The sequence below is a fragment of the Nocardioides panacihumi genome (assembly GCF_039530925.1).
GTDB classification, from domain to species: Bacteria; Actinomycetota; Actinomycetes; order Propionibacteriales; family Nocardioidaceae; genus Nocardioides; species Nocardioides panacihumi.
On the sequence record NZ_BAAAPB010000001.1, the window covers coordinates 1,415,868 to 1,440,782 of the forward strand.

A 24,915-nucleotide genomic window follows, 5' to 3' on the forward strand; every position below is an offset into this window, starting at 1 on the left:
CACAGGCGACGCACCCTCACATGGAGGTCTTGCCGCGATGAAGCTCGCTCTCTACCTGCCCAACTTCCGCAACCACGTGACGGTCCAGGAGCTCGCCGACCTGACCGATCTCGCCGAGGAGCTCGAGCTCGACTCCGTCTGGACGCTCGACCGGGTGGTCGTGCCCGAGGCATCCGACCGCGGCGAGCTCCAGTACTCGTTCGGGATGATGAAGGAGTTCCCGACCCAGCTCCCCGTCCAGTCGAACGGGAAGTGGTTCCAAGGCTGGCCGCTCCTCCCGTGGCTGGCGGCTCGGACCCAGAAGGTCCGGATCGGGATGAGCATCACCGACACGCCGTACCGCTCGCCGGGGGTGTTCGCGGCGGAGTGCGCGACCATCGACCACCTGTCCGGCGGCCGGCTCAACGTGGGCGTCGGCGCCGGCTGGATGCCCGAGGAGTTCGCTGCTGCGAGCGCGACGCACATCTTCCCGCGGCGGCACGCCCACGTGCGCGAGACGATCGAGATCTGCCAGGGCATCTGGGGCAACGAGACCTTCGAGTACCACGGTGAGTTCGCCGACTTCGATCCGTGCGGCTTCGGGCACCAGCCCGTGCAGAAGCCGGGCCCGCCCATCTACTTCAGCGGGCTGCGTGACCCCAAGCGCTCCGCCCAGCGCGTCGCGAAGTACGGCCTCGCGGGCTGGATCGGCATCCAGGACACGCCGCGCGAGTTCACCGAGTGGCGCACCGCCATCGCAGGGGAGCTGGAGGCACTCGGCAAGTCGATCGACGACCTCGACATGTGCAGCATGATCTGGTTCACGATCACCGACGAGGACGTCGACCAGACCGACAACGGCAAGGCGTCCAACATCCTCGTCGGGAGCGAGCGGCAGATCACCGACATGCTGAAGCGCTACCAGGAGGCGGGGATGACGATGCCGCTCCTGTGGCCGCCCTTCGCCGACGTGCCGGTCTCCAAGACGCTCGACGACCTCAAGCGCCTCAAAAACGACATCATGCCGAAGGTGGAGGCAGCCTGACCGGCGCGAACGCCTCCAGGACCGCGTCGGCGTGGGCACGCGCGGTGTCCGCGTCGACCGCGGGGGAGCCGACCTTCGGGGACAGGTTCAGGTCGATGAACGCCTCCGTCACTCCGCGGCCACGGAGACGGGCGAGGTCGTCGAGCACCTGGGCACGCGTGCCGTGGAACGGCGCTCGGCCGGGCCCAGGGTCCTCGTCGGTCAGGTGGACCACGGCCCGCACCAGGATCCGGAGGAGGTCCGGATCCCGACCGGCCTCCGCGGCCCCTTCCCGCACCAGCTCGACCGAGCGCTCGATCCGGCTCAGGGGCTGACCGCCGCTCCCGATCCAGCCTTCGGCGAGCCGTCCCGCGCGCCGCAGCGCCGCCGGTGCCGCGCCGCCCAGCAGCACCGGAGGGTGTGGCCGCTGCACGGGCTCGAGGCCGACGTGCGAGCGGGGCACCTGGTAGAAGTCGCCGGCGAACTCGACCGGGTCCTCTGTCCAGAGCACCTTCAGGCAGCGGAGATACTCCTCCATCCGCTCGCCGCGTCGAGCGAACGGGATGCCGGCGGCGGCGTACTCCTGCGGCATCCAGCCGATCCCGAGGCCGACGCTCAGCCGGCCGCCGGTCACCTGATCCAGCGACAGCATGGTCTTCGCGAGCAGGGCGGGCGGGGTGAACGGCGCGCAGACGGTGGCTGTCCCCAGGCCGATCCGGTCGGTGTGCCCGGCGACGTACGCGAGCGGCACGACAGGATCGTGGACACGGCGGTACGACGGGTCCGCGGCCGCGCGCGCCCCGGGGCCGTGTTCCGTGTCAGGGCCGTCCGCGACCGGGGAGAGCACCCGCTGGAACGTCCACAACGACGCGTAGCCCAGCTCCTCGGCGCGCTGCGCGACACGAATCATCGTGGCGGGTGTGGCCCACGCTCCCGACACCGGCAGGCCGAACCCGAGCAGCGGAAGATCGTCACTCACAGAGCCCATCCTCCCAGCGACGGGTCGCTTCGAGCCGACGCGAAGAGATCCAGTCTCAGCCGTCGTTGCCAACGCGAAGGCATGATCCGGTTCGCCTTGGCCCGATCGGCCGAGCTCCCTGTTCGACGGTGACGTCCCCTCTCCGACGACTCAGCGTTGAGCCTTCGCACGCCAGCGGCTGATCTCCCATCGGTCCAGCGCGGTGACCTCCCACGCCAGCGCCTTGCCCGGCTCGACCTCGTAGGTCTGGGCCTGGGCGGCGTAGTCGGTGTCCAGGAGGTAGTCGGCGTCGTGCTTCCATCGGTACTTCTCCTGGTACGCCTTCACCATGTCCGGGCGTTCGCTGGCCCTCCCGGTGCGGTGCGCGATGCCGTGGACGATCAGTGGGCGCTCGCCGTCCTCCAGTGTCACCACGAGCCGCGGATCCGACGCCAGATTGCGGGAGCGGACCGTCTCCGGGTCGCCGTAGAAAGTCAGCGTCTCGGCGAGGACCACACCCCAGACCGGCACCGCGTGCGGCCCCGCGGGTCCCGTGGTGTGCACCCACCAGTTGCGCGCCTTCTCGAAGCGGTCCGCCACCGTGCGCCACTCCAGCTCAGCCATCGTCTCCTCCTTGTTTCGTTGCTCAGCCCACGAAAGGCTGGTGATGTCCAGCCCAGGCGGGGGTCGACCTACGTGCGGCGGGTTGGGGGTCCGTCGGGCACATCGCCGGCGGATCCGCGACCTTCGCCGGTGCGACGCGGAGGCACCCGGCTGCGGGGGTCTGCGAGCCCTCGACTAGCTGTCGCGACGACGAGTCGAGGGATGGACCGCACAAGTTCTGCGCGACATCAGACGAGCATCGCCTGCCGCCGATTACCTCGGCCGACTCCACAGAGCCTGGTAACCGGCGTCAGGCGACGCTTCGAGAGGTGTGTCGGGAAGTGCCGGCCAGCGCTAGCTGGCCGCGGGCTCCGGTGTACCGGCCGGGTTCGCCGTGTCCTGCAGGACAGGTGAGTAGGCGAGCTCGGCCAGCACGGCGCTGCGCGGCACACGCCACACCCACTTCTGCTTGTCCTGGTGGACGCGCCTGAAGTAGAAGAGCACCAGGGACGTCCCCAGGATCGCGAAGCCGATCAGCGCGTCGACGATCGACCCGTATCCGGTGATACCGGTGCTGACCGTGCCGACGACGAGGAGCGCGATGTCGAACGTCGCCAACACCACCGCGATCCACGTCCACTTCCGCCCCAGCTTGATGGGTCGTGTCACGTCCGGGAAGTCACGCCGAAGCAGCAGGAAGCCGGTGAGCGCCAGGATATGAGCGAGCAGATACCCGGTCACGCCGGCGACGATCACGGCGAGCGAGCTGCCGACGAACACGATGAGCAACGCGTTCACGACCATGTCGAGCGACATCGCGACTCCCGGCGCCCCGAAGCGGTTGAGCTTCGTCATCTGCTTGACAGACAACCCGGAGATGGCGCTTCCGTGCAGCGCCCGGCCACCGTCCGCCGTGGTCGCCAGCATGATCATGAACAGACCGGCGATGACGCAGACGCTGACCATCCAGGATCCGCCCGGAACGATCCGCTCGAACGCTCCGACATAGATCGTGACGGGGTCGGTCGCCGCCTCCTTCTGCGTGACGAGTCCACCGATCCCGAACGGCACGAGGAGGTAGACAGCGACGACGAACAGGCCCGCCATGCGCAGCGCGATCCTGGTGTCTCGTGCGGTGTCGCGGAACTCGGGAACGAACGACGCGACAGCCTCGATGCCGTACACGGACCAGGCGAGCACGAACATCCATGCGAGCGCCGTCTTCCACTCCGGGAATCCGCTCGCGCTGAGGTTCCACGTCAGGTTCGACAGCGACCAGTCCGATGACAGCAGGGGCGCAAGCGCGAAGATCATGACCGGGATCAGGGTCAGCGCGCCGGCGACGTACATGACCCACATGGCGAGCCGCATGCCAAGCACGTTCGCACCCCAGGTGATGAGGAGGACGCCGAGAGCCACCGCATGCTCGAACCCGAAGTCGACCCAGCCGATGTGGACGGTCCAGGTCTGCCCCTCGAACCACTGAGCCTTGACGAGCGCGCCGATCTGAATGCCGTACACGGAGAGGGCGCTCGACCAGGCGAACCAGTAGCCGTACGTGGCCAGGGGGCCGACCACACTCAGACGGGTGCGCCAGCCCTGGTGGGCGTACATCGAGATGCCCCCGACCTTGTCCTTGAACATGCCGGCCAGCTCGGAGTAGATGTAGTTCTGAAGGCAACCGGCGACGGCCACGATGCCCAGCAGGGCAGCCGCCGTCCAGGCGCCGAGCGATCCCACTGCCGAACCGATCAGGACGAAGAGGATCGCCGGGATCGACAGGCTGATCACCCAGCCGTCCCACCATCGCAGCGTCTTGGGGTATTGGTGGGTGTCCGCGGTCGTGTCGTGAAAGCTCATCTGAGTTCTCCAGGGTCTCGTTACGCGAGTGAGAGGAGCGCCGTCGCCTGCGCGGCAGCGCGGATGCCGGACTCGATGGCGCCATCGATCCAGCCGGCCCACCCGGAGGCCAGATCAGAGTTGCCGAAGAGGATCCGCCCGTGCGGCTGTTGGAGCGCCGCGGAGTGGGCCATGACCTGTCCGGGGCGGTAGGCCATCCACGTTCCCTTCGAGAACTCGTCCTTGTTCCAGTCGTGGAAGTCGGCGTCGAGGACGGGAACACCCGGCAGGAACTCCTGCACGGCGCGCTCGATGGCGCCGAGGTCGTTGCCATCGAGGTCGGCCTCCGCGCTGGCGAAGCCGACGAGGTAGGTCTCCTCGTCGGTGGTGTACTCGGCCGCGAGCCACTTGAACACGGTGTGCATGCCGACGCCGAAGAAGGCCCCCTCCTGTCGCGGCACCCGGGCCCAGACCTTCACCGACTCCCCGGCCTGCTTCTCCACCGCCATCGCCTGGTGGGAGGGAGGAAGCGGCGGGTCGAACTCGATGCGGTCCCACGTGTTGACGGGAACCGTCACGATCACCGCCTTCGCCTGGTGAGAGGCGCCGGCGCGGGTCGTCACCGACACGGACGCGCCGTCGTCCACGATCGACGCGACGTCGGCGTTGTACTCGACCTCGACCGGCTGGTCGTTGAGGATGCGCTCGATCAGCGTGCACGTGCCGCCGACGAACTTGTCGACGAGCAGCAGGTACCACCCGGCTGTGCTGCCGAAGCCGGTGTTCCACGAGAGCACGTGCAGCGCCGACAGCTTCTCGGGATAGGCGCCGAAGTAGAAGGCCGGCCAGGCGAGGATGAAGTCGCGAACCCGGTCCGGCAGGGGAGTCCGGTCGACATAGTCGGTGAACGGGACGTCGAGGTCGTCCAGACCCGGCTGGCCCAGGGGCTCGTTGAAGAGGTTGATCCGGTCGGAGTCGCTGTCGATGCGCGCGATGATCCGCTCGAGAGCAGCCCACTCGTCAGGGCGGAACGGGAACGGCGTCGTGTCGACCTCGCCCCCGATGCCCCAGCCGAACTTCTCGTAGGACGGGCTCTGGAAGAGATCGAGCCCGTAGCGCTCGATCTCCGCCTTGACGTACGGCTGCTGGTCGGGCGCGATCCACGTGCCGCCGAACTCGAGCTGCTTCTCCCGACCCTTGAACGAGCGGTACCAGGTGCGACCCCCGGAACGGTCGCGCCCTTCCAGGATGAGCACGCTCTTGCCGGCCTGCGCAGCCTCTCGTGCGGCGGTGACGCCGGCGAACCCGGCTCCGACGACAATCACGTCAACTGACGCCATCGTTACTTCTCCTGTCCTTGCAATGAGTGATGGGTCTCAGGCGGGTGCCCGAGCGATGGGACCTCAGACGCGGAACTGCGGGCCGGTCACCAGGCCTCGTCGTCCTGGTACGGGAACCACCAGAAGTCCTGCTCGGAGCAGGCGGGGTCGATCATGACGAGCTTGGAGTGGCGGAAGGTGTCGAGGCCCTCTGCTCCGAGCTGCCGGCCGATGCCGGAGAGTTTGCGACCTCCGAAGGGGCCGGCGTCGTTGTCGAGCAGCGGCGCATTGACCCACACCATGCCGGCGACGATCTCGCGTTGCGCTCGGTCGATCTCGCGAATGTCGGTCGAGTACAGGGTCGAGCCGAGCCCGTAGGGCGAAGCATTGGTCAGCTCCAGGGCCTCATCGAAGCTCGACACCTTGTAGATCGGGGCGATCGGCCCGAAGACCTCCTCGCCGTAGAGGTCGAACTCGGCCGTCAGGCCGTCGATGACGGTGGGAGTGAAGAAGAACCCGTTCGCAAGCTCGCCGTCGAGCTCCGGTCGTGACCCGCCGGTGAGAACACGTGCACCTTGCTCGACGGCGCGGGCCAGCAGGCGCTCGACGCGGAGGAGCTCTCGCTCGTTCTCCATCGCGCCGATGTCGACTCGATCCAGCCCGTGCCCGATCCGCAAAGCCTCGGTGTTGCGCACGATGGCTGCGACGAACTCGTCATACACATCTTCGTGCACCAGGATCTTCTCTGCCGAGGTGCAAACCTGACCGGCATTGAGGAACGCGGCGAAGGTCGCCGCTCGCGCCGCCACCTCGATGGGAGCCGACGGCATGACGATGAACGCGTCGCTGCCGGACGCCTCGATCAGATGCGGCTTGAAGGTCTCAGAGCAGACCTGGGCCACGGCGCGTCCCGTCGGCACGCTGCCCGTGAACGCCACCATGTGAGTGTCGCGGTGGCCCACCAACTGCTTCGCCGCGTCCGCGCCACCAGGCACGACCTGGACCAGTCCGTCACCAAGGCCCGCAAACACCTCGGCAAATACGAGGGTGGTCAGGCTCGCGTTCTCCGACGGCTTCACGACCACCGAGTTGCCGGCCGCGAGCGCGGCGGCCGCCGACCACATCATGAGAAGAAGAGGGAAGTTCGCCGGAAGGACGATGACGACCGTCCCCATCGGCTCCTTGATGGTGAACTGCGTCTGCCCGGCGGCAGCCGTTCCATGGATGGTGCCGATCGAGTGGCGACCGATCTCGGCGTAGTAGTCGAGCGCCGAGGCAGACCAAGTCAGCTCGTCCGCCGACTCCTTGAACGGCTTCCCGGTCTCCAGCGTGAGAAGCTCGGCGATCAGGCGCCGCCGCTCTCGGATGCTCGCCGCCACCTCATGCAGCACTTCGGCTCGCACGAGGGGAGTGCAGTCGTTCCAGCGACTCTGTGCGGCGTTCGCAGCCCGGACCACCTCGTCGATCTGCGCGGCGGTGGGGTCGGTGAAGCTACCGAGCCTTCGCTGCGTCCCCGGGTCGTGCACCTCTTGGCGTCGCGTCCCTCCTGCTGCGACGAGGCCGGTCGGTCCCAGAAGGTGGTCGGAGACCCGGGCCAACGCGGCTGCAGCCGGTGCAGACGGTGCGTGCCGCGTGGTGGACAAGGAATCAACACTCATGGGATCGGGGCTCCTCGGTGAATCGCAGTGGCTGTGCAAGGACGCGAGCGCGTGGCGGGGGAGGTCTGTCGCCTTCGCGGTCCGCACACTTCCGCGCACTCTCGTTGGGTCCGCATTCCATGCTCTGCGCGGCATCGTCGGCCACTGCGCTTTCGCCCAATCGCCGGGCTGCGGCCTGTGCGATGAGACAACGTCCCCTTGCTCGGGTCCTGTCCTGATCGGCGTGCCAGGACCGTCGTTCCACCGTCTTCGGATCAGACGTACCAAGATGCGTACTTGGTCGAGACAGGCATCTCGAGCCCGGCGGCGCGCTCGGCGAGCTCGACGACGTTCTTGAGCAACATGGCGCGGGTCATGGGTCCAACGCCGCCGGTGGCCCGGGTCCACTTGCCCGCGACGCCCTCGACGGCGGGGTGGACATCGCCCAAGATGCCCTCCACCGTCCGTGTGATGCCAACGGACAGCACGGTTGCTCCAGGCTTGATCCAGAACGGCTTTACCAGATGCGCGACGCCGGCCGCGGCGATCACGACATCGGCGACCCGGGTGTGCGCCGCGACGTCCACGGTCGCCTCGTTGCACATCGTCACGGTGGCATGTTCGCTCGGACGGGTGAGCATGAGTCCGAGTGGACGTCCGACCGTGGTGCCGCAGCCGATGACGCAGAACTGGGATCCGGTGATTGCGACGTCGTGCTCACGCAGCAGCTCCAGGATCCCGTGCGGGGTGCAGGGCAGGGTGCCGGGTTGGTTGAGCACCAGACGCCCGAGGTTCACCGGATGCAAGCCGTCCGCATCCTTGTCGGGATCGACAGCGTTGAGGACGGCGTGCATGTCGACATGGGACGGGAGCGGGAGCTGAACGATGAACCCGCTGCACCGGGGGTCCGCGTTGAGGCGATCCACCGCCCGCAGCACGTCCGCCTCCGTGACGTCAGAGGGCAGTTCGATGCGGATCGAGTCGATGCCGACCTCGGCACAGTCGCGGTGCTTCCCCCTCACGTAGGAGTGCGAGCCGGGATCGTCTCCCACTAGGATCGTGCCGAGACCGGGTTTGCGGCCCAGAGCGGTCAGGCTCTCGATGCGCGGACGCAGTGACTCCTTGACGCGTTGGGCGGCTGCCTTTCCGTCGATGACTGCTGCTCGTGTCTCCACCACCACATACCTCTCCCGGGCCACCGTCAGTGGCTCCACGATTCGACGTACCTGACGACCGACCCGCCCGGAACGTGTGGCGGCAGACGGCACGCCTCGACGTGCGGGCTCGGTCCGCCACACCTTCGCTCAACGCGCCTTCTTCGAGCCACTGGTCGATCGAACAGGCAGACGACCGCTGATCAATCGGTCGCTCAAGCCGAGCTCACACGGTCAGCCTGAGCCGAGCGGGCCGGCCCATTGACCGATCGGACAGTGTCCCGCTCACGTTTGTGGCGATCGGCGCATGGAGCGAGCAGGCCGCCGTCAAGAGGCTTGTCACGGCAAGCAGAAAGGTGAATCACATGGGAGCACGCGAGCTGCCGGCTCGGGCCAGGGTCGTCATCGTCGGAGGCGGCATCATCGGTACCAGCACCGCCTATCATCTGGCCTGTCGGGGCTGGACGGATGTCGTACTGCTGGAGCGGAACACGCTCACGTCAGGCACCACCTGGCACGCGGCCGGTCTGGTCACCCAGGCGCGCGGAACGTGGGGGACTCGAGAGGTCGTGCAGCGCAGCCTCGAGGTCTTCCACAACCTCGAGAGCGACACCGGTTTCTCGACCGGCTTCGTACAAACCGGCACGATGAACCTGGCCACCTCGCCCGAGCGGCTCGAAGAGATGCGGCACCTCGCAGATTCGGTTCGCGCCAACGGCATCGAGGCGGAGCTGTGCAGCGTCGACCGGACGCTCGAGCTGCATCCACTGCTGAGCGCCGACGGGCTTCACGGAAGCCTCTACTTTCCGAAGGACGGGCGCGGCAGCTCGACCGACACGACGATGTCCTTGGCCCGCGGGGCCACCTCGCGCGGCGTACGCATCATCGAGGGTGTCGGGGTCGAGGACGTCCTCACCAGCAACGGCCGCGTCACGGGCGTGCGCACCGCCGAGGGCGACATCGAGGCCGAGTACGTCGTCAACGCCACCGGTATGTGGGGCCGTGAGTTCGGTGCCAAGGCAGGTGTGGACGTCCCGCTTCAGGCCCTCGCGCACTACTACGTCGTCACGGAAGCCATCGAGGGCCTGCCACGGAACCTTCCGACGGTCAAGAGCGGCGACGAGTACTCCTACGTCAAGGACGAGGCCGGCGCCCTCATGGTCGGCTTCTTCGAGCCGGGCAGCTACGCCTGGGGCTCCCGGGGAATCCCCGACAACCAGGGCTTCGTGCAGCTACCTGAGGACTGGGACCATCTCGGCCCCTTCTACGAGCGCATGATGGAGCGGGTCCCCATCCTGGCCGATGCCGGGATCCGCCTGCACTTCTGCGGTCCGGAGAGCTTCACTCCCGACGGGCAGTACCACCTCGGCGAGGCGCCCTACCTCCGCAACTACTTCGTCGCCGCCGGATTCAACTCCGTCGGGTTCCTCTCTGGGCCAGGTGCTGGGTCGGTGCTCGCCGATTGGATCGTCGACGGCCGTAGTCCTATCGATCTTCCCGAGACCGACCTGGGCCGGACACAGCGGCATGAGACCAACCGGCGCTTCCTCGAGCAACGCGTGGTGGAGTCGCTGGACCTGTCGTATGAGATCCACTGGCCGTTCCAGCAGCGCAGCAGCGCCCGTCCGCTCCGGGTGAGTCCTCTGTATGAGCGGACCGAGTCGGCCGGCGCGGTCTTCGGAGAGCTCGCGGGCTGGGAACGAGCGAACTGGTATGCGCCGAGTGGGGTGAAGCGGAAGTACGAGTACTCGTTCCAGCGGCCGAACTGGTTCGAGCACTCCGCCGCCGAGCACGAGGCGATCCGCAACGGTGTGGGGATGATCGACACCTCCTCGTTCGGCAAGCTGCTCGTTCAGGGTCGGGACGCCGTGCAGGTGCTGAACAGGGTGTCGACCAACGACATCGACGGTGAAGTCGGACGGATCACGTACACGCAGTGGCTCAACGGTCACGCAGGCATCGAGGCCGATGTGACGATCACCCGCCTGTCCGATGATCAGTTCCTGGTCCTCTCCGGCCCGGCGACCGTCAACCATGATCTGGCCCACCTCCGCCGCCACATCGGCGGTGAGGAGTTCTGCACCGTGGCGGATGTCACCGGCACCATGGCGATGCTGGCGGTCATGGGGCCGGACGCACGCCGCCTCCTCCAGCCCTTGACCGACGCGGACCTGAGCGCCGGGGCGTTCGAGTTCGGGGCCTCGCGGGAGATCGACCTCGGCTTCGGCTTCGTGCGCGCGACCCGCGTCACGTACGTCGGCGAGCTCGGCTGGGAGCTGCTGGTCCCCAGCGAAATGGCCAGGCACGTGTGGGACGTCATCACCGAGGCCGGCAGCGACTTCGGCCTGCGCCCGGTCGGCTACCACGCCATGAACTCGCTTCGCATGGAGAAGGCCTACCGCAGCTGGGGTCACGACATCTCCGCTGGGGACAACCCGATCGAGGCAGGTCTCTCCTTCACGGTGAGGTGGGACAAGCCAGGCGGCTTCGTGGGTCGCGACGCCCTGGCGGCGGTGAAGGAGACCGGCGTGCGCCGTCGCCTCGTGCAGTTCCTCCTCGACGACCCCGAGCCGCTGCTGTTCCATGACGAGCCCATCTACCGCGACGGCGAACTCGTCGGACGCGTCGCTTCGGCCATGTACGGCCACCACCTCGGCGGCGCCGTCGGCCTCGGCTGGGTCGTGGCCCCGGAGGTACTGCCGCGCGGCTGGTACGAGGGGGAGGACTTCTCCATCGAGACCGGCGGCCGTCGGGTCAGGGCCACGGCGTCCCTTCGCCCGCTCTACGACTCGAAGTCCGAAAGGCCCAAGTCCTGATGCAGGAGCTCGTACTCACCCTCTCGTGCCACGATCGGCCGGGCATCGTCGCGCTCGTCGCCGGCTTCCTCGCAGACCGCGGCTTCACGATCCGAGACAGCCAGCAGTTCGGCGACGAGGACACCGGTCAGTTCTTCCTGCGAATTCACGCTGCCTCGGACTCCGAGTTCGACTTCGACACCGTGCGTGCCGAGTTCGGCGCAAGAGTCGGCGACGTGCTGGGAGCCAGCTGGTCGATCCACGACCCCCGGCGCCGCGACCGCATCCTGGTGATGGTCTCGCGTCAGGGGCACTGCCTCAATGACCTGTTGCACCGGGCGCGCACGGGGACCATGCCCGCCGAGGTCGTCGCAGTCGTCTCCAACCACCATGACTTCCGCGAGCTGGTCGAGTGGCACGGGATTCCGTTCCACCACGTGCCCGTCACGCCAGAGACCAAGGAGAGCGCTGAGGAGGAACTGCGCAAACTCGTCGCCGCCTACGACGCCGACTCGGTCATCCTCGCCCGTTACATGCAGATCCTCTCCGACCGCCTCTGTCGTGAGCTGGCAGGGCGAGCGATCAACATCCATCACAGCCTGCTGCCCAGCTTCAAGGGTGCTCGCCCCTACTACCAGGCGCATGCGCGCGGGGTGAAGGTCGTCGGGGCGACGGCTCACTACGTCACTGGAGACCTCGACGAAGGTCCGATCATCGAGCAGGACTTCAGCCGGGTGGATCACCAGATGTCGGCGAGAGACCTGACCGAGCTCGGCCGAGACCTCGAGGCGCTCGCTCTTGCGCGGGCCGTCACCGCTCACGCCGAGCACCGAGTGCTCCTGAACGGCACCAAGACCGTCGTCTTCCGATGACTCGCAACGGTGTGCCGCCCCGACCCTCGAGATGCCGGCAAGCAAGTGGCATCCGCGCCTCGAGGCCAGGGGGGAGCGGCTGATCGCCGGCCGGGACTCAGCACGCCGCCTGACGAGACCGGACGGTCAGCCCGCGTTCAGGAGGTGCCACGTACGCAGGGCTAGGTACAACTCCGCCTGCACCCCGAAGTCCTTCAGGTCAGCGTCGGTCAGCTCCTCGATCTTCTTCATGCGATACACCAGCGTCTGCTTGTGGATATCGAGGCGACGCGCACCCTCCTGCCAGGAACGGTTGACCTCGAAGTAGACCTGCAGGGACTGCACGAGATTCGTGTTGTTGGCTTTGTCGTAGTCGAGGATCGGTCCTAGAAGTCGCCGGACCGCCACCTCTCCCTCCGCGACGGTGTTCGGCATGAAGTACGAGCCGTGGGATCCGTAGACGACCACCGCGGCCCCCGTCGCCTTCGCACTCTCCAGCGCCCAGCGGGCCTCGCGAAAGGCGTCGGCGAAGCGAGAAGGCGACGTCAACGGCTGACTGACGCCCACCCGGGCGCCGATGTGGTCCAATCCAAGCCCGTCGGCGAACTGCGACTCGTCGACCGTCACGAGATGCGTCTGTCGAATGTAGGCGTAAAGGTGGGGCCACGGCACAAAGGCGAGCGCGTCCGCGAGCGGTCCGGCGCCGGCGCCCGTCGAGGGAGCCCCGACATCGATCTCCTGCCAGGCCGTGACTCGCCATGGCCCGTCGCCCAGTCGGAGAGCACGGAGCTGAGCAGCGGCGGCTTCCGGTTCGACGCTGCCATCGAGCATTCGGCGCGCGAGCACCGCCCCACGGTCCCGCGTCCGGGACGCGCGGGCGGCGCGCCGCTCGACCTCTACCTCAACGATCATCGCCGCATGCTGAGCCAGCAGAAGGTCCGGCGTCTCCTGTAGTTCTTGGACAGCGACGAGCAGCGCGGCCGTGTTCTGTGTTCCTACCGGCACGAGCAGTACCGGACCGGCGTCGGTCATCAAGCGGTTGAAACCGGACAGCTGGCCGGCTTGCGCCCGCGCCCGTTCGATTGCGGCCGCTCGGAGGTCGTCTGAAAGGGGCTTCGGCGCCAACAGGAGCTCGCGTCCGTGCGACAGCTCGATGACGTGCAGATCGGCATTGAGCTCTCGACCGAGCTCGGTCAACAGACCGTCGGTCGTGGTGCGGCCGTGCGAACGGCGCAGAATGTCATAGAGGCGAAGTACGCGGGCCGCCCGCGTACCTCCCCTCTCGCTGTTGCCGTCAGCCACCACGCGAGCGATCGTGACGAACGGCACGTGGCGAGCGGTCGTGAGGACGGGAAAGCCCAGCTCGTCCGCCCGCTGGATCGCTTCCCTCGTGAGAGGTGGAGCCTCGAATCCTTCACCGAGTGCGAGCCCCGCGATGTTGGCGGCGAACAGATGCTCGATGAAGCGCACCTGTCCGGACGGTTCCGCCGGGAAGCTGTACCCGTCCGTCATGAGCAGCTCGCCGCTGCCGAGCCAGTTCCACGGATCGCTCACCTCGCAGGTGTGCGCCCAGGACACCGTGCGATCCAGTCCGGACTTTCCGGCGGCAAGCCGCGTGCGCAGCAGAGGGTCGCTGATCAGCGATTCGACGGTGAGGCTCACGCGCTGATGTTCCCATGTAGTTGACGCGTGAACTGTCGATCTCACTTCAGCCGGCGCTCGCCATCCGGTCGCGCTCAACGCGCTCGTCGGCTCGCGTGCCCTGCCCAGGCCGAGGCGTGCGCGGCGGACTGAGGATCCCCTGCGATAGACCGGCGCTCAGCCGCGACGATTCCTGTGCTTCAGGCATCGAATCGCGTGAACGCGACGTGCTCGGCCAAGGGGTCGGCGGCGTGGATGAGCTTCGACGCGGTCGCCCGACCGCTGTCGATGCCGCTGAGGGATGCGACCGAGTCAGGAGAGGCGAGACTAGACTGCACGGGTGCGCGGCTACGGCCAGTACTGCCCGATTGCGCGCGGCGCGGAGTTGCTCGGCGACCGGTGGACGCTGCTGATCGCCCGAGAGATGCTGCACGGCGTCTGCCGGTTCAACGAGCTGGAGCGGTGCCTGCCCGGCATCTCCCGGTCGGTGCTGTCTCAACGGCTGCGCCACCTGCAGAAGTTGGGCCTGGTGGAAAGGGTCTCCGGCGAGACACACGGCCTCGTGGAGTACCGCTTGACGGCAGCCGGACGCGATCTTCGCCCGGTCATGCAGGCGCTGGGGGACTGGGCGGTCACCTGGGCGTTCGGTGATCCCGATCCCGACGAGCTCGACCCGGACTTGGTGGTGCGCTGGATCAGCCGCCATCTCGCTCGGGACCGGCTGCCCGCCCGGCGGGTGGTCGTGGCCTTCGAGGTGCTCGGACGGTCGACGACCAGATGGTATTGGCTGGTCATCGACACCGAGGAGGTCTCGATCTGCCGGCACGACCCCGGCTTTCCGACCGACGTTGCCTTCTGCTGCGATGCGGAGACGCTGTACCGCGTCTACCTCGGGGACCTCTCGATCGGTGCGGCCCAGCACGCGGGCCGGTTGGAGCTGACTGGCGACGCCGCGGCGCTTCAGCAGGCTCCCGGCTGGTTCGCGTGGTCGACGTTCGCACCCGCTGTGCGCGGCGCCGAGCGCCGACGGGCGGCCGCCACGGTCCGAAGCTGAGCACGCCCGGCACACGGGCAACAGGCTTCCAGGGTGGACATCATCCCCGGCCCACCACGGCAGCTCTGCGCACCTCGGCGCCCGCTCCGGTACGGCGCGCAGCGATCTTCTCGGCCAGCATGATCGTCGGGATGTTGGTGTTCGCTGACGGCAGCTCTGGAATCACGGAGGCGTCCACCACGGACAAACCCGGAACCCCGTACACGCGCCCATCCGGATCGACGACGGCGCCGGCGGACGGGTCGAGTCCCATGGCGCAGGTGCCGACGGGGTGGTGGTAGGTGTTGGTCGCCGACCGGATCCATGCCGTCGCCTCGGCATCGCCCCGGATCAGCTCGTGCGGCGGGCCGTGCCGGGTTCCGTGCGTGAGCTGCGGCAACGGGCCGCTCTGCGTCACGACGTCGGCCAGCCGCAGGCCCTCGAGCAGCCGGGGCAGGTCGGCGCCGTCTCGGAAGAAGCCGAGGTCGATGTGGGGCGCCGCGGCGGGGTCGAGAGTGACCAGCCGGAGCCGTCCTCGGGACGCCGGCTTGACCAGCGCGGCCGCAACCGAGAACCCGAACCCGTCGCCGAGCGGGTAGGGGCCGCAGACCATGAGCTGGAGATCGGGCGGCGCGTCGAGTGCGGCCATGCTGCTGCGTGCCGTCGCCACCAACTGGAAGACTGCCGGGTCACCGTCGGGTGCCGGACACGGCAGATCGATCGAGACCCAGGGGTGGTCGCCCAGGTTGGCGCCCACGCCCGGCAGGTCGACAGCCACGCCGCGGCCCAGCGCGGTCAGGTCGTCGGCGGGCCCGATTCCAGAGCGCAGCAGCAGACCCGGGGACGCGTACGCCCCCGCGGCCAGGACGACCTCTTCGGCCCAGATCCTGTCCCCGTCGGAGGTGCTGAGGCCGACCGCGCGCCCGCCGTGGAGGGTGACTTCTCGGACCAGGCAGTCGGCTCGGATGGTGAGGTTCGGTCGGTCACGGGCAGGCTCCAGATAGGCCAGCGCGGCAGAGATCCGCCGACCGTCGACACAATTGACCGGCAGGGCGGCCACGCCGACCGCACCCGGGCTGTTGTGGTCCTCGATCCGGGGAATGCCCGCCAAGACGCACGCCTCCTCGACGGCGGCGGTCAGCCTGGAGCGTTCACCGCCCAAGTACCGGCGGATCGGCACCGGGCCCTCACCGCCGTGATGGTCGGCCGCAGCGAAGTCGAGATCCCGCTCGAGACGCACGAACGCGGGCAGCACGTCGTCCCAGCTCCAGCCCGGCAACCCCCAGCCGTCGTAGTCCGCGGGATGCCCGCGCAGCGCGAACGTAGCGTTCACTGCCGAGGAGCCCCCGGTGACTCGCCCCCGCGGCAGCGCGAGCGGCGGCGCCCCCGACACACCCACGCCCGTCAATCCCCAGTCGTGTGTCGCCGTACTCGTCCCATGCAGACCGTCTGCGAGGTCAGCCGGAAGGTGTGCGGCCCGATAGTCCGGCCCTGCCTCGATGAGAACCACCCGGCATCCGGGGTCCTCGGTCAGCCGCGAGGCCAGCACGCACCCTGCGCTCCCGGCACCCACGATCGCGACGTCGTATCCGGCCATCTCGGCACCTCCCGGTGCCAAGACTGACCCGGCCTCGAGACCGCCGGTAGTTCGAAAAACAGACTTGCCAGCCCCGAAACCGGTCGGCCCGCGAGGAGCGCAACTCAGCACGACGACTTCACGATCGACCGATTGCCACGCACACGCTCGTAGGTCGTGGCACGGCCTGGTTGCGCGTCCGTGATGCGGCTGAGCATCGGTACGATCCGGCTAGCGTCGGCGCGTCCTCAGCGGGTGAGGCTGAGCTGAGGTCAGCGCCTGGGCACGAGAAGCCAGGCTTCGACGTCGCCGTTCGGCGACCTCCAAGCGGTCGTCGGGTCGATGGGCCCACCCAGGATCCCGCGATGGGAGGAGACCTCGACGACGGAGCCGTCGACGAGCATTCGGAGACGCTCACCGCTCCAAGGCATCGTCCACGTCTCCTGACCCGGGCGCTCGAGCGCGACCACTCCGTTCGACACAGTCAAGCGAGCAGTCTTGCCGGAGGGCCCTTCGAGGAGCAGTTCCTCGTCCGGAGATGCCACATTCCAAACGAGGTCGAACGCGGCCGCGTGCTCTCCCGAGCCGAGAGGTGTCTGCCGACGCACCTCGAGCTCGGGATGAGGTGAGGCGACGAGTCGCCCGCCCTGCACCGCCAACGTGTGGGGCACGCTGAGGCAGCTGGCCCACCCGGCCCCGGCGTCGACGACGCCGCGCATCCAGAACATCAGGCATGGCCGACCGTCTTCATCCCGGAAGAACGATGGCGCGTAGTAGGAGCCGCCGAAGCTGAGCTGACCCCATTCCGTCGGCGAGAAGCGACCGGCGCCGTAGGAGTCGCGATCGCCGACCGCATAGCCGGCGTAGTGGAGGACGTCGTTGTCCCAGACCGAGCTGACCATGGCCCAGTGGCCGTCGACGTCGAAGATCTGCGGGCATTCCCAGAGTGCGCCCATCCAGACCGGATCGACCTGATCGCTGGACCTGGACAGGGCGACCCCGTCGTACGTCCAGGACTCCAGGTCGTCGGAGGTGTAGGTGAGGGCGAGCGCGACCCCGTCGCGAGTCGCCGCCCCGACGAACATCCGCCAGTTGGTGTCCTCGCGCATGATGAACGGATCGCGGAACGCGATGAGGTCCAATTCTGAGGGCGGTCGGACCACGATGTCGCCCTTGGTCCACGTGTTCCACGTGGGGTCCGTCGGCGTCGCGATCCTGACGCGACCGAGGCCCAGGTCCGGCTGGGCGACCGACGTGTAGAAGATCCGCGTACTGCCGCCGTCGTCGACGAGGCTGCCGGTCCAGATGCCCTCGTCTCCGTCGCCGGGAGCGATGGCGATGTCGCGATGGGTCCAGCTCAGGAGGTCGGGGCTGACGGCGTGGCCCCAGTGGCAGTTCGGTGCCCAGACCGTGCTTTCCGGCACGTACTGGTGGAAGAGGTGGTACTCGCCGGCGTGGAAGGTGACCCCGTGCGGGTCGTTGATCCAGCCCCGGTCCGCGGTGAAGTGGAGGCGCGGTCGCATCTGGTCACTTCCGTCCGTTGTCGTAGGAACGACGGATGGCGCGAGCCTGCTCGATGTTGCCGCGCTCCCACTCGTCGACCTGTTCGCGACGCTCCAGTCGCAGGGCATCGCGGGCGGCGACGAACTGGCGCATGCGGTCCTCGGCGCGTTCACGGGCGACTCGCTGTTCGTCGGTCAGCGCGGGAAGCGGTGCTTCGATGACGCGGTCGACGGGGCGGAGCGGGAGGCGCTGCTCGACGTCCGGTACGTCCAGCACGGGCGAGGGGAGGGTTTGGTACCAGTACGCCGTCGACGACCAGTCATCCGAGAGGTGGTTGCCATGGCCGTGCTCGAAGGTCACCTTGATCCTCTTCTCGAAGCGGATCGGGTCGACCATGTGGAACCGGTAGCTGTGGTGGAAGCCCGGCACGTCTTCCTCGTGCACCATGGTTCCGTTGAACTGGTAGGCGTTGTGCTGCATGCCCCAGGCGTGGCCGAAGTAGTCCTCCATGCCGGTGCCGTGCAGGCTCGGTGGCCACGTGTCGTCGTCGATGAAGATCATGTCGTCGCCCTCGCCCCACCAGGAGCCCTGGAAATGGCGTACGGCGAGCGTGCAACCGACGTAGTGGCCGCGACCTTCGGTCTCCAGGGCGACGTAGTTGTCGGCGCCGTCGAGGTTGGCGACGGTGGTCTCGATGCTGTTGGCCTGCAGGTCCGGACCCCAGCCGACGTTCGGCAGGGCCCGACGCCAGTGCGCGTGGAAGTAGACGGTGTCCTCGGGCAGGGGCGTCGGCGACAGCTCGTAGTCGATGTAGAAGTACTGCAGATAGGGGATGTCGTTCTGGTTCTCGACGACGACGCGTGCCCTCGACCCGAACGGCATACGGAAGTAGCTGTTGAAGGCGGCGCTGCCGCCGAACGTGTGAAGCTCGGGCTCCTTGGCCGACACCGACAGTGGGAGGGAGTCGAAGCTTCCGGACAGAGAGTTCATCAGCCCGAAGAAGTCGCCGAGGGGCGCAATGACGCTGGGAGTCTCCTGGTCGTCCCAATAGATCTTCAGCAGGATCTTGCGGTAGTAGTCCGGGTCCACGACCTCCCAGCTGACTCCGAGGGCGTTGTGGATCTCGAGCATCGGCACGCCGACGACGGCTGGGTCGATCTGCCCGGGGCCAGGCTGGATTCGGCAGGACTGTGTCATCCAGATGTGGGTGATGAAGCCGGGGCCCTCGAGGTCGGCGAGGGTGCGCTCCTCGCCCGGCATGACGATCCAGTTGTCGCGGTTGCGTCCAGTCTGGTCGAAGCTGGATGCGCGGGCCGACCGCCCCGGGCGGGCCCTGGTCAGGTCTCCCAGGAGTCCGCCGGTTGGGGAGTCTGAAGTCATGATCTTCCTTTCGTAGGGAGGTCCCGAAGCCATCGAAACGTTTGCTTCCGTGGTCGCATCGTAAGCAAGGTGAGTCTCGTCACGCAATCGGAAGCGAAAGGCGGGTATGTTCTGCGCAAACACGAGTGCGCGCGGGCCATTCGCTAGCGGTAGCAAACGTTTGAACGGAGATTCGATGGCAACGATCGTGGAGGTCGCGCGACTAGCGGGGGTGTCGACCTCGACCGTCTCGCACGTGCTCAACGGCACGCGCAATGTCGAGCCCAGCACGCGTCAGAGGGTTCTCGACGCGATCGGGCAGACCGGCTACCGGCAGGACGCCCTTGCGCGTGCCCTGCGCCGAGCGCGGACCGACAGCATCGGCCTGGTGGTCTCAGACGCCGGCGAGCCGGCGTTTGCGGAGATGGTGCACGGCGTCGAGCACGCGGCCGCTGCGGAGGGTCTGACGCTGATCCTCGCCAACTCCGCCGAGGATCCCGAGCGGGAGAAGCGCGCTGTGCAGACGCTCCTGGAGCGCCGTGTCGACGGTCTGGTCCTGGCGCGCTGTGCGGAGTCCTCCTCCGACGTGGACGCCTACCTCGCTGCCGAGAATCCGCCGGTCGTCCTGCTCGACCGTGTCTTCGACGGCGCTCCGTGCGACCAGGTCGGGGCCGACAACCGCGAGAGCATGCGTCGGCTCACGGAGCACCTGCTGGGCGCCGGGCACCGCCGTTTCCTCGTCGTTGCGGGTGACACGCGGGTTCCCACCCTGCGAGAACGTCTCGCCGGATTCCAGGACGCGATCCGCAGCGCGGGCACGGATCCAGCCTCCTCCGAGCTGCTGGAGGGCCCGGACTTCGCGTCGATCCGGGCCGGGATGACCGCGGCGCTCGGTCGAGGCGGCCACACCTGTGTCATCTCGGCGAGTAGCCCTCTGGCTGTCACGGCCTTGGAGTCGCTTCGTGACTCAGGCGTCTCCGTGCCTGGCGACATCGCCTTCGCCACGTTCGACGGGTTCAACCACTCCGACCTGTTCCGACCGTCGGTGACGACGGTTCGCCAGCCTGCTTTCGAGATGGGCGCTGCAGCGGTCGGCCTCCTGCTCGCGCGTCTTGCGACGCCTGGCAAGAGCCCGCGGATCACCCGCCTCCAGCAGCGACTGGAACTGCGCTCCTCGAGCGAGGACTACCTGTTCGCGGCGACGGCCGACACCGGGAGTCGGAGTTCGTAGGGCTGCTTGACAGGTGTGACGCCTGCCACGTATTTTCGGCGAAACGATTCGCGCAAACGTTTCGATGATCTCGGTGCCGACCGCCCCTTCGCCCGCCTCCAGTAAGGAACAACAGCCCATGTTTGGTCGCAAGCTCGTGAGCCGACGCCCACGCGGGATCGCCGGCGTCGCTCTCGCCGTCATGTCCGTCTTCGCAATGGCTGCCTGCAGCAGTGCGAGCGACGGCGGCAGCGCCGACGGCAAGACCACGATCACCCTCTCGATGCAGAACCCCGATGTGAAGACCGCTGACCCGGCCACGTGGGCGATCGTCCAGGCCTTCGAGAAGGCCAACCCCGACATCCACGTCAAGGTCAGTGGGCAGGCGGTCGCAGAGCACCTGCAGAGCCTCTCGATCGCGGCGCAGAGTGACACGCTCCCCGACGTCTTCTGGGTCTACAAGGCCACGGCCGAGGACATGCTCAAGGCCGGCAAGCTGATGGACCTCAAGCCGACCCTCGATGACCTCGGCATCACCCAGCACCTGCCGCAGAGCACCGTCAGCAACTTCACCGCCGGCGACAAGGTGTATGGCGTGCCCTACCAGGGCCTGCTCACCGGTCTGTGGGTGAACAAGAAGATCCTCTCCGACAACGGCCTCCAGGAGCCGGCCACCTTCGACGACCTGGTCGCCATCGCCAAGAAGCTCAAGAGCAAGGGCATCGTCACGATCTCCGATGGCGCCAACCAGTCCTCCTTCAGCGTCTGGTCCTTCCTGGTCTGGCTCGACCGGTTCGGCTTCGAGGACAAGATCGACGGGATCCTCGATGGGTCGCAGAAGTACGACAACGCCGACTTCGTTCGGATGTACCAGCACATCGCCGACCTGCGTGATGCAGGCGCCTTCGCCACCAACGTCTCCACGCAGACCTACCAGCAGGCCGTCGACCAGTACTTGAACGGCAAGGCAGCGATGCTCGACGCCGGGGTCTGGGCCTCCAGCGCGATCCAGGACTCCTCCGTCGCGGCCGACACCACCTTCTGGAACGGCGCCACTTTCGACGACGGCGTCGGCAACCAGAACATCGTCATGAACGTCGCCTCTGCACCCCTGGTCGTCGACCACAAGGTCTCCGGGGACAAGGCGAAGCTCGCCGCGGTCAAGAAGTTCCTGGACTTCTACTACAGCGACCAGGCGCAGCAGCTCCTCGTCGACAACGGACAGCCCCCCGTCACCGACTACCAGCCCCAGATCGACGCCACCAAGCAGAGCGTCCTCAAGTCGGCCCTGGATGTGGCGACGAACCCGAGCCTGGGCAGCCCGAAGTCGCAGCCCGATCTGCTCGTCTCGACCGCTGTGTCGAGCGCGATGTACGACAGCATCTATGGCGTCATCGAGGATCAGCTCACGCCGGAGAAGGCGGTCGCGCTGGTCCAGAAGGCCCTCGACGCTGAGAAGTAGGCGTCCCGAAGCTCACTGGAAGCTGGGGTGCGCCCGGGTCTCCCGGGCGCACCCCGACCGACCGAACCGCATCCCGCGGCTCTCGACCCCAGAGGACGACACGCATGGTCTGGATCAGCTCCCGCTGGAAGATCGCGCTGATGCTCGCACCGGCTCTCATCCTGTTCACCGGCTTCTTCGTCTACCCCGTCGGGTACGCGATCGTCTACAGCCTCACGAACTCCGCCGGCTTCGGCGCGGCCAGGTTCGTCGGGCTCCACAACTACACGGCGCTCCTCGACGATCCGTTCTTCTGGCAGTCGCTCCGGAACACCGTCGTGATCCTGGTCGTGAGCCTGTTCGTGCTGGTCCCGTCATCGTTCGCGCTGGCGTTGCTGCTTCGTCAGCGCAAGGGGGCCGGCGCACTCCGGGCCCTCGTGTTCGGGCCGGCGATCATCGCGCCCATCCTCGTCGGCCTCATCTGGGTGTTCATCCTCGACCCCCGCGTCGGTCTGCTCAACCGCGTGCTCGACGTGTTCGGCATGGGGCCGGTCCAATGGATCGGCGGCAACACCCTGACGCCGTACGCCGTCTCGGTCGTCTTCATCTGGAGCAGTGTGGGCTTCGCGATGACGATCTTCTACGCCGGGCTCCAACTGCTCCCCGCCGACGTCATGGAAGCCGCCACCCTGGACGGGGCCACCACGTGGCAGCGACTCAGGTACGTCACCATCCCGATGATGCAGGAGACCTTCGCGATCGTGACCATCCTCCTGATCACGAACGTCTTCAAGATCTTCGAGCTCGTCTACATGCTGACCGGCGGAGGTCCCGTCCATCGATCGGAGACCCTGGTCAGCTACATGTACTTCGTCACGTTCACCAACCAGCGCTACGGCTCCGGCATGGCGATCGCCGTGGTGATCTTCGTGCTGGGCGCGCTCACGTCGCTCGCGTACCTGGCCGCTGCTCGACGTCGGAGCATCGCATGACCCAGACGACGACGCCGATGACGCCCAACCCCGAACTCTCGAGGACTCCGGTGACTCCCACCCGCCGTGCGCCGAACGACCTCCGCTCGATGAGGAGGCGGCGCGTCGGCCTGTACGCGGGGGGTGCCGCCGCCTACCTGATCACGTTCCTCATCATCTTGCCGATCCTCTGGATCGCGTTGCTCTCGCTGGAGCCCAGCAGGACGATCCTGTCCGACCCCTTCTCGCTGCGCAGCCTCACCTTCGACAACTACCGGGATGTGGTCGCATCCCTGCCGCTGGTGCAGATGTACAAGAACACGATCATCGTTGCGGTCGCCTCGGTGACGATCGGCGCGGTCGTCTCGTTCATGGCGTCGTTCGCGCTCACCCGCATGGTGTTTCGCCGGCGAGCGGCCCAGTTCTCTGTGCGGTTCTACTTCCTCGCCGGCCTCGCCGTGCCGGTCTACGTGCTGCTGTTCCCGATCTACCGGATCGACCTCGCACTCGGCATCTTCGGCACCTACGCGGCGCTGATCCTGCCCTACATCGCCGTGTCGATCCCGTTCAACACGTTGCTCCTCACGGGCTTCCTCCGTGAGTTCCCGGCAGAGCTCGAGGAAGCCGCGATCATGGACGGCGCTGGCCTGTTCCGCGTCTGCTGGTCGGTCGTGCTGCCGACGATGCGGCCGGTGATCGCGACGGTCCTCATCTTCAATGTGGTCTACGTGTTCAACGAGTTCCCGTTCGTCTCCATCCTCATCAATGACCCGAACCTGGCGACGGTCTCGCTGGCCGTTTCGCGCTTCCAGGGGCAGTACACGGTCAACTACGGGGGAATGATGGCTGCGGCAACGCTCGTCCTCCTTCCGCAGCTCGCCATCTACGCGCTCTTCCAGCGCCACGTGATCGCCGGCCTGACGGCCGGGGCGGTGAAGGGCTGACCGTGGACTCCCCTCCGCAGGCTCTCGTCATCGGCGAGGCGCTGGTCGACGTCGTCCGCGACCCCCATGGCGTCGTCGCCGAGACGGCGGGCGGCTCCCCGCTCAACGTCGCTGTGACCCTGGCTCGACTCGGCGTGCGTACCCAGCTGCTCACCGGCCTGGGGGACGACCAGCGAGCCGACCTCATCCAGACCCACCTCGAGGAGTCCGGAGTCGAGCTCCTCCCGGGGGCGCGCCGGCTCATACGAACCTCCACCGCCACGGCTTCGTTGCAGCCTGACGGCTCGGCTCACTACGAGTTCGACCTGGAATGGGACCCGACGCCGGTCCAGCCGCCAACCGCGACCTTCACCCACGCCGGTTCCATCGGGTTGTTTCTGGAGCCGGGCGCCGATCTCGTACGCCGTCGGCTCGAGGACGCCGCGTGCACATCCTTCGTCACCCTTGACCCCAACATCCGCCCGACGATGCTCCCTGACCTCGACCTGGCCAGGGCGGCGTTCGAGCGGCTGCTGCCGCTCGCGCGGATCGTGAAGCTCAGCGACGAGGACGCGGCGTGGCTGTACCCCGGGATGACGGATCGGGAGGTCTCAGCCCGCCTGCTGGCCGCCGGTCCGGCCCTGGTCGCGATCACCCGCGGCGGACATGGCTGCACGATGGCCTCGGGCGGTTTCCTCGTCGAGGTCCCGGCGGCCCGGACCACCGTCGTCGACACGATCGGCGCCGGCGACTCCTTCATGGGCGCCTTGATCCACCAGGTGATCCTCAGCGACCTGACGGACGCGGTGCGGTCGGGTGAGCCCCTCCGGCCGGAAGAGCTGGATCTGCTCGGGCGGAGCGCGGCGAAGGTCGCAGCCATCACTGTCGGCCGGCCCGGGGCCGATCCGCCGTGGCTGGCTGAGCTGGTGACCGTGAACCGGGGCCAGCTCGCCTAGCGGGCCCTTCGTCGACGGGCCGCGGGCGCGCACGTCGACGTCTGGCGTGCTCAGCGCGTCTGTGCACGCACATCGCAGACGAGAGGCGCCGTCGGAGTCGCGTCGCTTTCCGTGATCAAACGCTTGACCAGATGTGACCGGCG

At 67.6% G+C, this 24,915-nt stretch carries 19 protein-coding genes; 9 read left to right on the forward strand and 10 right to left on the reverse strand.

What is annotated here, in order from left to right; translation table 11 throughout:
• The first annotated feature begins 37 nt into the window (after positions 1-37).
• Complete coding sequence (locus ABD205_RS06665) at positions 38-1,024, forward strand: LLM class flavin-dependent oxidoreductase (protein ID WP_344043663.1); 987 nt, start codon at positions 38-40, stop codon at positions 1,022-1,024.
• On the opposite strand, the gene ABD205_RS06670 is transcribed toward ABD205_RS06665, so the two are convergent.
• The 6 genes from ABD205_RS06670 to ABD205_RS06695 form a co-directional block, all read right to left on the reverse strand.
• Positions 999-1,982 carry a TIGR03619 family F420-dependent LLM class oxidoreductase gene (locus ABD205_RS06670; protein WP_344043665.1) on the reverse strand — a complete coding sequence of 328 codons (984 nt, stop codon included), beginning with the start codon at positions 1,980-1,982 and terminating at the stop codon, positions 999-1,001. The genes ABD205_RS06665 and ABD205_RS06670 overlap by 26 nt on opposite strands.
• Before the next feature lie 150 nt (positions 1,983-2,132).
• The gene (locus ABD205_RS06675) at positions 2,133-2,585 is read right to left on the reverse strand and encodes a pyridoxamine 5'-phosphate oxidase family protein (protein ID WP_344043667.1); all 453 of its coding nucleotides are present in this window, start codon (positions 2,583-2,585) and stop codon (positions 2,133-2,135) included.
• 333 nt (positions 2,586-2,918) lie between these two features.
• On the reverse strand, positions 2,919-4,424 hold the full coding sequence (locus tag ABD205_RS06680) for an APC family permease (protein ID WP_344043669.1): 1,506 nt from the start codon (positions 4,422-4,424) through the stop codon (positions 2,919-2,921).
• A 20-nt stretch (positions 4,425-4,444) separates the two neighbouring features.
• The gene (locus ABD205_RS06685; RefSeq protein ID WP_344043671.1) at positions 4,445-5,743 is read right to left on the reverse strand and encodes a flavin monoamine oxidase family protein; all 1,299 of its coding nucleotides are present in this window, start codon (positions 5,741-5,743) and stop codon (positions 4,445-4,447) included.
• A gap of 86 nt (positions 5,744-5,829) precedes the next feature.
• Entirely contained in the window at positions 5,830-7,647 is a 1,818-nt protein-coding gene (locus tag ABD205_RS06690) for an aldehyde dehydrogenase family protein (protein WP_344043673.1), read from the reverse strand.
• Positions 7,635-8,534, reverse strand: coding sequence for a bifunctional methylenetetrahydrofolate dehydrogenase/methenyltetrahydrofolate cyclohydrolase (locus tag ABD205_RS06695; protein WP_344044471.1), 900 nt, complete (start codon positions 8,532-8,534; stop codon positions 7,635-7,637). The genes ABD205_RS06690 and ABD205_RS06695 overlap by 13 nt, the downstream gene beginning before the upstream one ends.
• A gap of 344 nt (positions 8,535-8,878) precedes the next feature.
• Between ABD205_RS06695 and ABD205_RS06700 the strand changes: the two genes are divergently transcribed.
• Together ABD205_RS06700 and purU are read left to right on the forward strand one after the other, a co-directional pair.
• Entirely contained in the window at positions 8,879-11,329 is a 2,451-nt protein-coding gene (locus ABD205_RS06700; protein WP_344043675.1) for a GcvT family protein, read from the forward strand.
• Positions 11,329-12,180 (forward strand): formyltetrahydrofolate deformylase, encoded by an 852-nt coding sequence (purU, locus tag ABD205_RS06705; RefSeq protein ID WP_344043677.1) that lies wholly within the window; start codon positions 11,329-11,331, stop codon positions 12,178-12,180. Before ABD205_RS06700 ends, purU begins: the two co-directional genes overlap by 1 nt.
• Positions 12,181-12,306: 126 nt before the next feature.
• Here the strand turns inward: purU and ABD205_RS06710 are convergent, their stop codons facing one another.
• Positions 12,307-13,821, reverse strand: a complete 1,515-nt coding sequence (locus ABD205_RS06710; RefSeq protein ID WP_344043679.1) for a PucR family transcriptional regulator — start codon at positions 13,819-13,821, stop codon at positions 12,307-12,309.
• A 319-nt stretch (positions 13,822-14,140) separates the two neighbouring features.
• Here ABD205_RS06710 and ABD205_RS06715 point away from each other — a divergent pair, with 319 nt between their 5' ends.
• Positions 14,141-14,854 (forward strand): winged helix-turn-helix transcriptional regulator, encoded by a 714-nt coding sequence (locus ABD205_RS06715; RefSeq protein WP_344043681.1) that lies wholly within the window; start codon positions 14,141-14,143, stop codon positions 14,852-14,854.
• A gap of 40 nt (positions 14,855-14,894) precedes the next feature.
• Here ABD205_RS06715 and ABD205_RS06720 read toward each other — a convergent pair whose 3' ends face one another.
• The 3 genes from ABD205_RS06720 to ABD205_RS06730 all read right to left on the reverse strand — a co-directional run bounded on the left by ABD205_RS06720 (position 14,895) and on the right by ABD205_RS06730 (position 19,292).
• Positions 14,895-16,430: a GMC family oxidoreductase gene (locus tag ABD205_RS06720; protein ID WP_344043683.1), complete on the reverse strand. Its 1,536-nt coding sequence runs from the start codon at positions 16,428-16,430 to the stop codon at positions 14,895-14,897.
• 251 nt (positions 16,431-16,681) lie between these two features.
• Positions 16,682-17,932 (reverse strand): glycoside hydrolase family 32 protein, encoded by a 1,251-nt coding sequence (locus ABD205_RS06725; protein ID WP_344043685.1) that lies wholly within the window; start codon positions 17,930-17,932, stop codon positions 16,682-16,684.
• A gap of 4 nt (positions 17,933-17,936) precedes the next feature.
• Positions 17,937-19,292, reverse strand: a complete 1,356-nt coding sequence (locus ABD205_RS06730) for a glycoside hydrolase family 172 protein (RefSeq protein WP_344043686.1) — start codon at positions 19,290-19,292, stop codon at positions 17,937-17,939.
• Between the two features lie 175 nt (positions 19,293-19,467).
• Between ABD205_RS06730 and ABD205_RS06735 the strand changes: the two genes are divergently transcribed.
• The 5 genes from ABD205_RS06735 to ABD205_RS06755 all read left to right on the forward strand — a co-directional run bounded on the left by ABD205_RS06735 (position 19,468) and on the right by ABD205_RS06755 (position 24,772).
• On the forward strand, positions 19,468-20,502 hold the full coding sequence (locus ABD205_RS06735) for a LacI family DNA-binding transcriptional regulator (RefSeq protein ID WP_344043688.1): 1,035 nt from the start codon (positions 19,468-19,470) through the stop codon (positions 20,500-20,502).
• A 118-nt stretch (positions 20,503-20,620) separates the two neighbouring features.
• Positions 20,621-21,943 carry an ABC transporter substrate-binding protein gene (locus tag ABD205_RS06740; RefSeq protein WP_344043690.1) on the forward strand — a complete coding sequence of 441 codons (1,323 nt, stop codon included), beginning with the start codon at positions 20,621-20,623 and terminating at the stop codon, positions 21,941-21,943.
• A 104-nt stretch (positions 21,944-22,047) separates the two neighbouring features.
• A complete protein-coding gene (locus tag ABD205_RS06745; RefSeq protein ID WP_344043692.1) occupies positions 22,048-22,914 on the forward strand; it encodes a carbohydrate ABC transporter permease in 867 nt (288 codons plus the stop codon).
• On the forward strand, positions 22,911-23,837 hold the full coding sequence (locus ABD205_RS06750) for a carbohydrate ABC transporter permease (protein ID WP_344043694.1): 927 nt from the start codon (positions 22,911-22,913) through the stop codon (positions 23,835-23,837). Before ABD205_RS06745 ends, ABD205_RS06750 begins: the two co-directional genes overlap by 4 nt.
• A gap of 2 nt (positions 23,838-23,839) precedes the next feature.
• Entirely contained in the window at positions 23,840-24,772 is a 933-nt protein-coding gene (locus tag ABD205_RS06755; RefSeq protein ID WP_344043696.1) for a carbohydrate kinase family protein, read from the forward strand.
• The last annotated feature ends 143 nt before the right edge of the window (positions 24,773-24,915 follow it).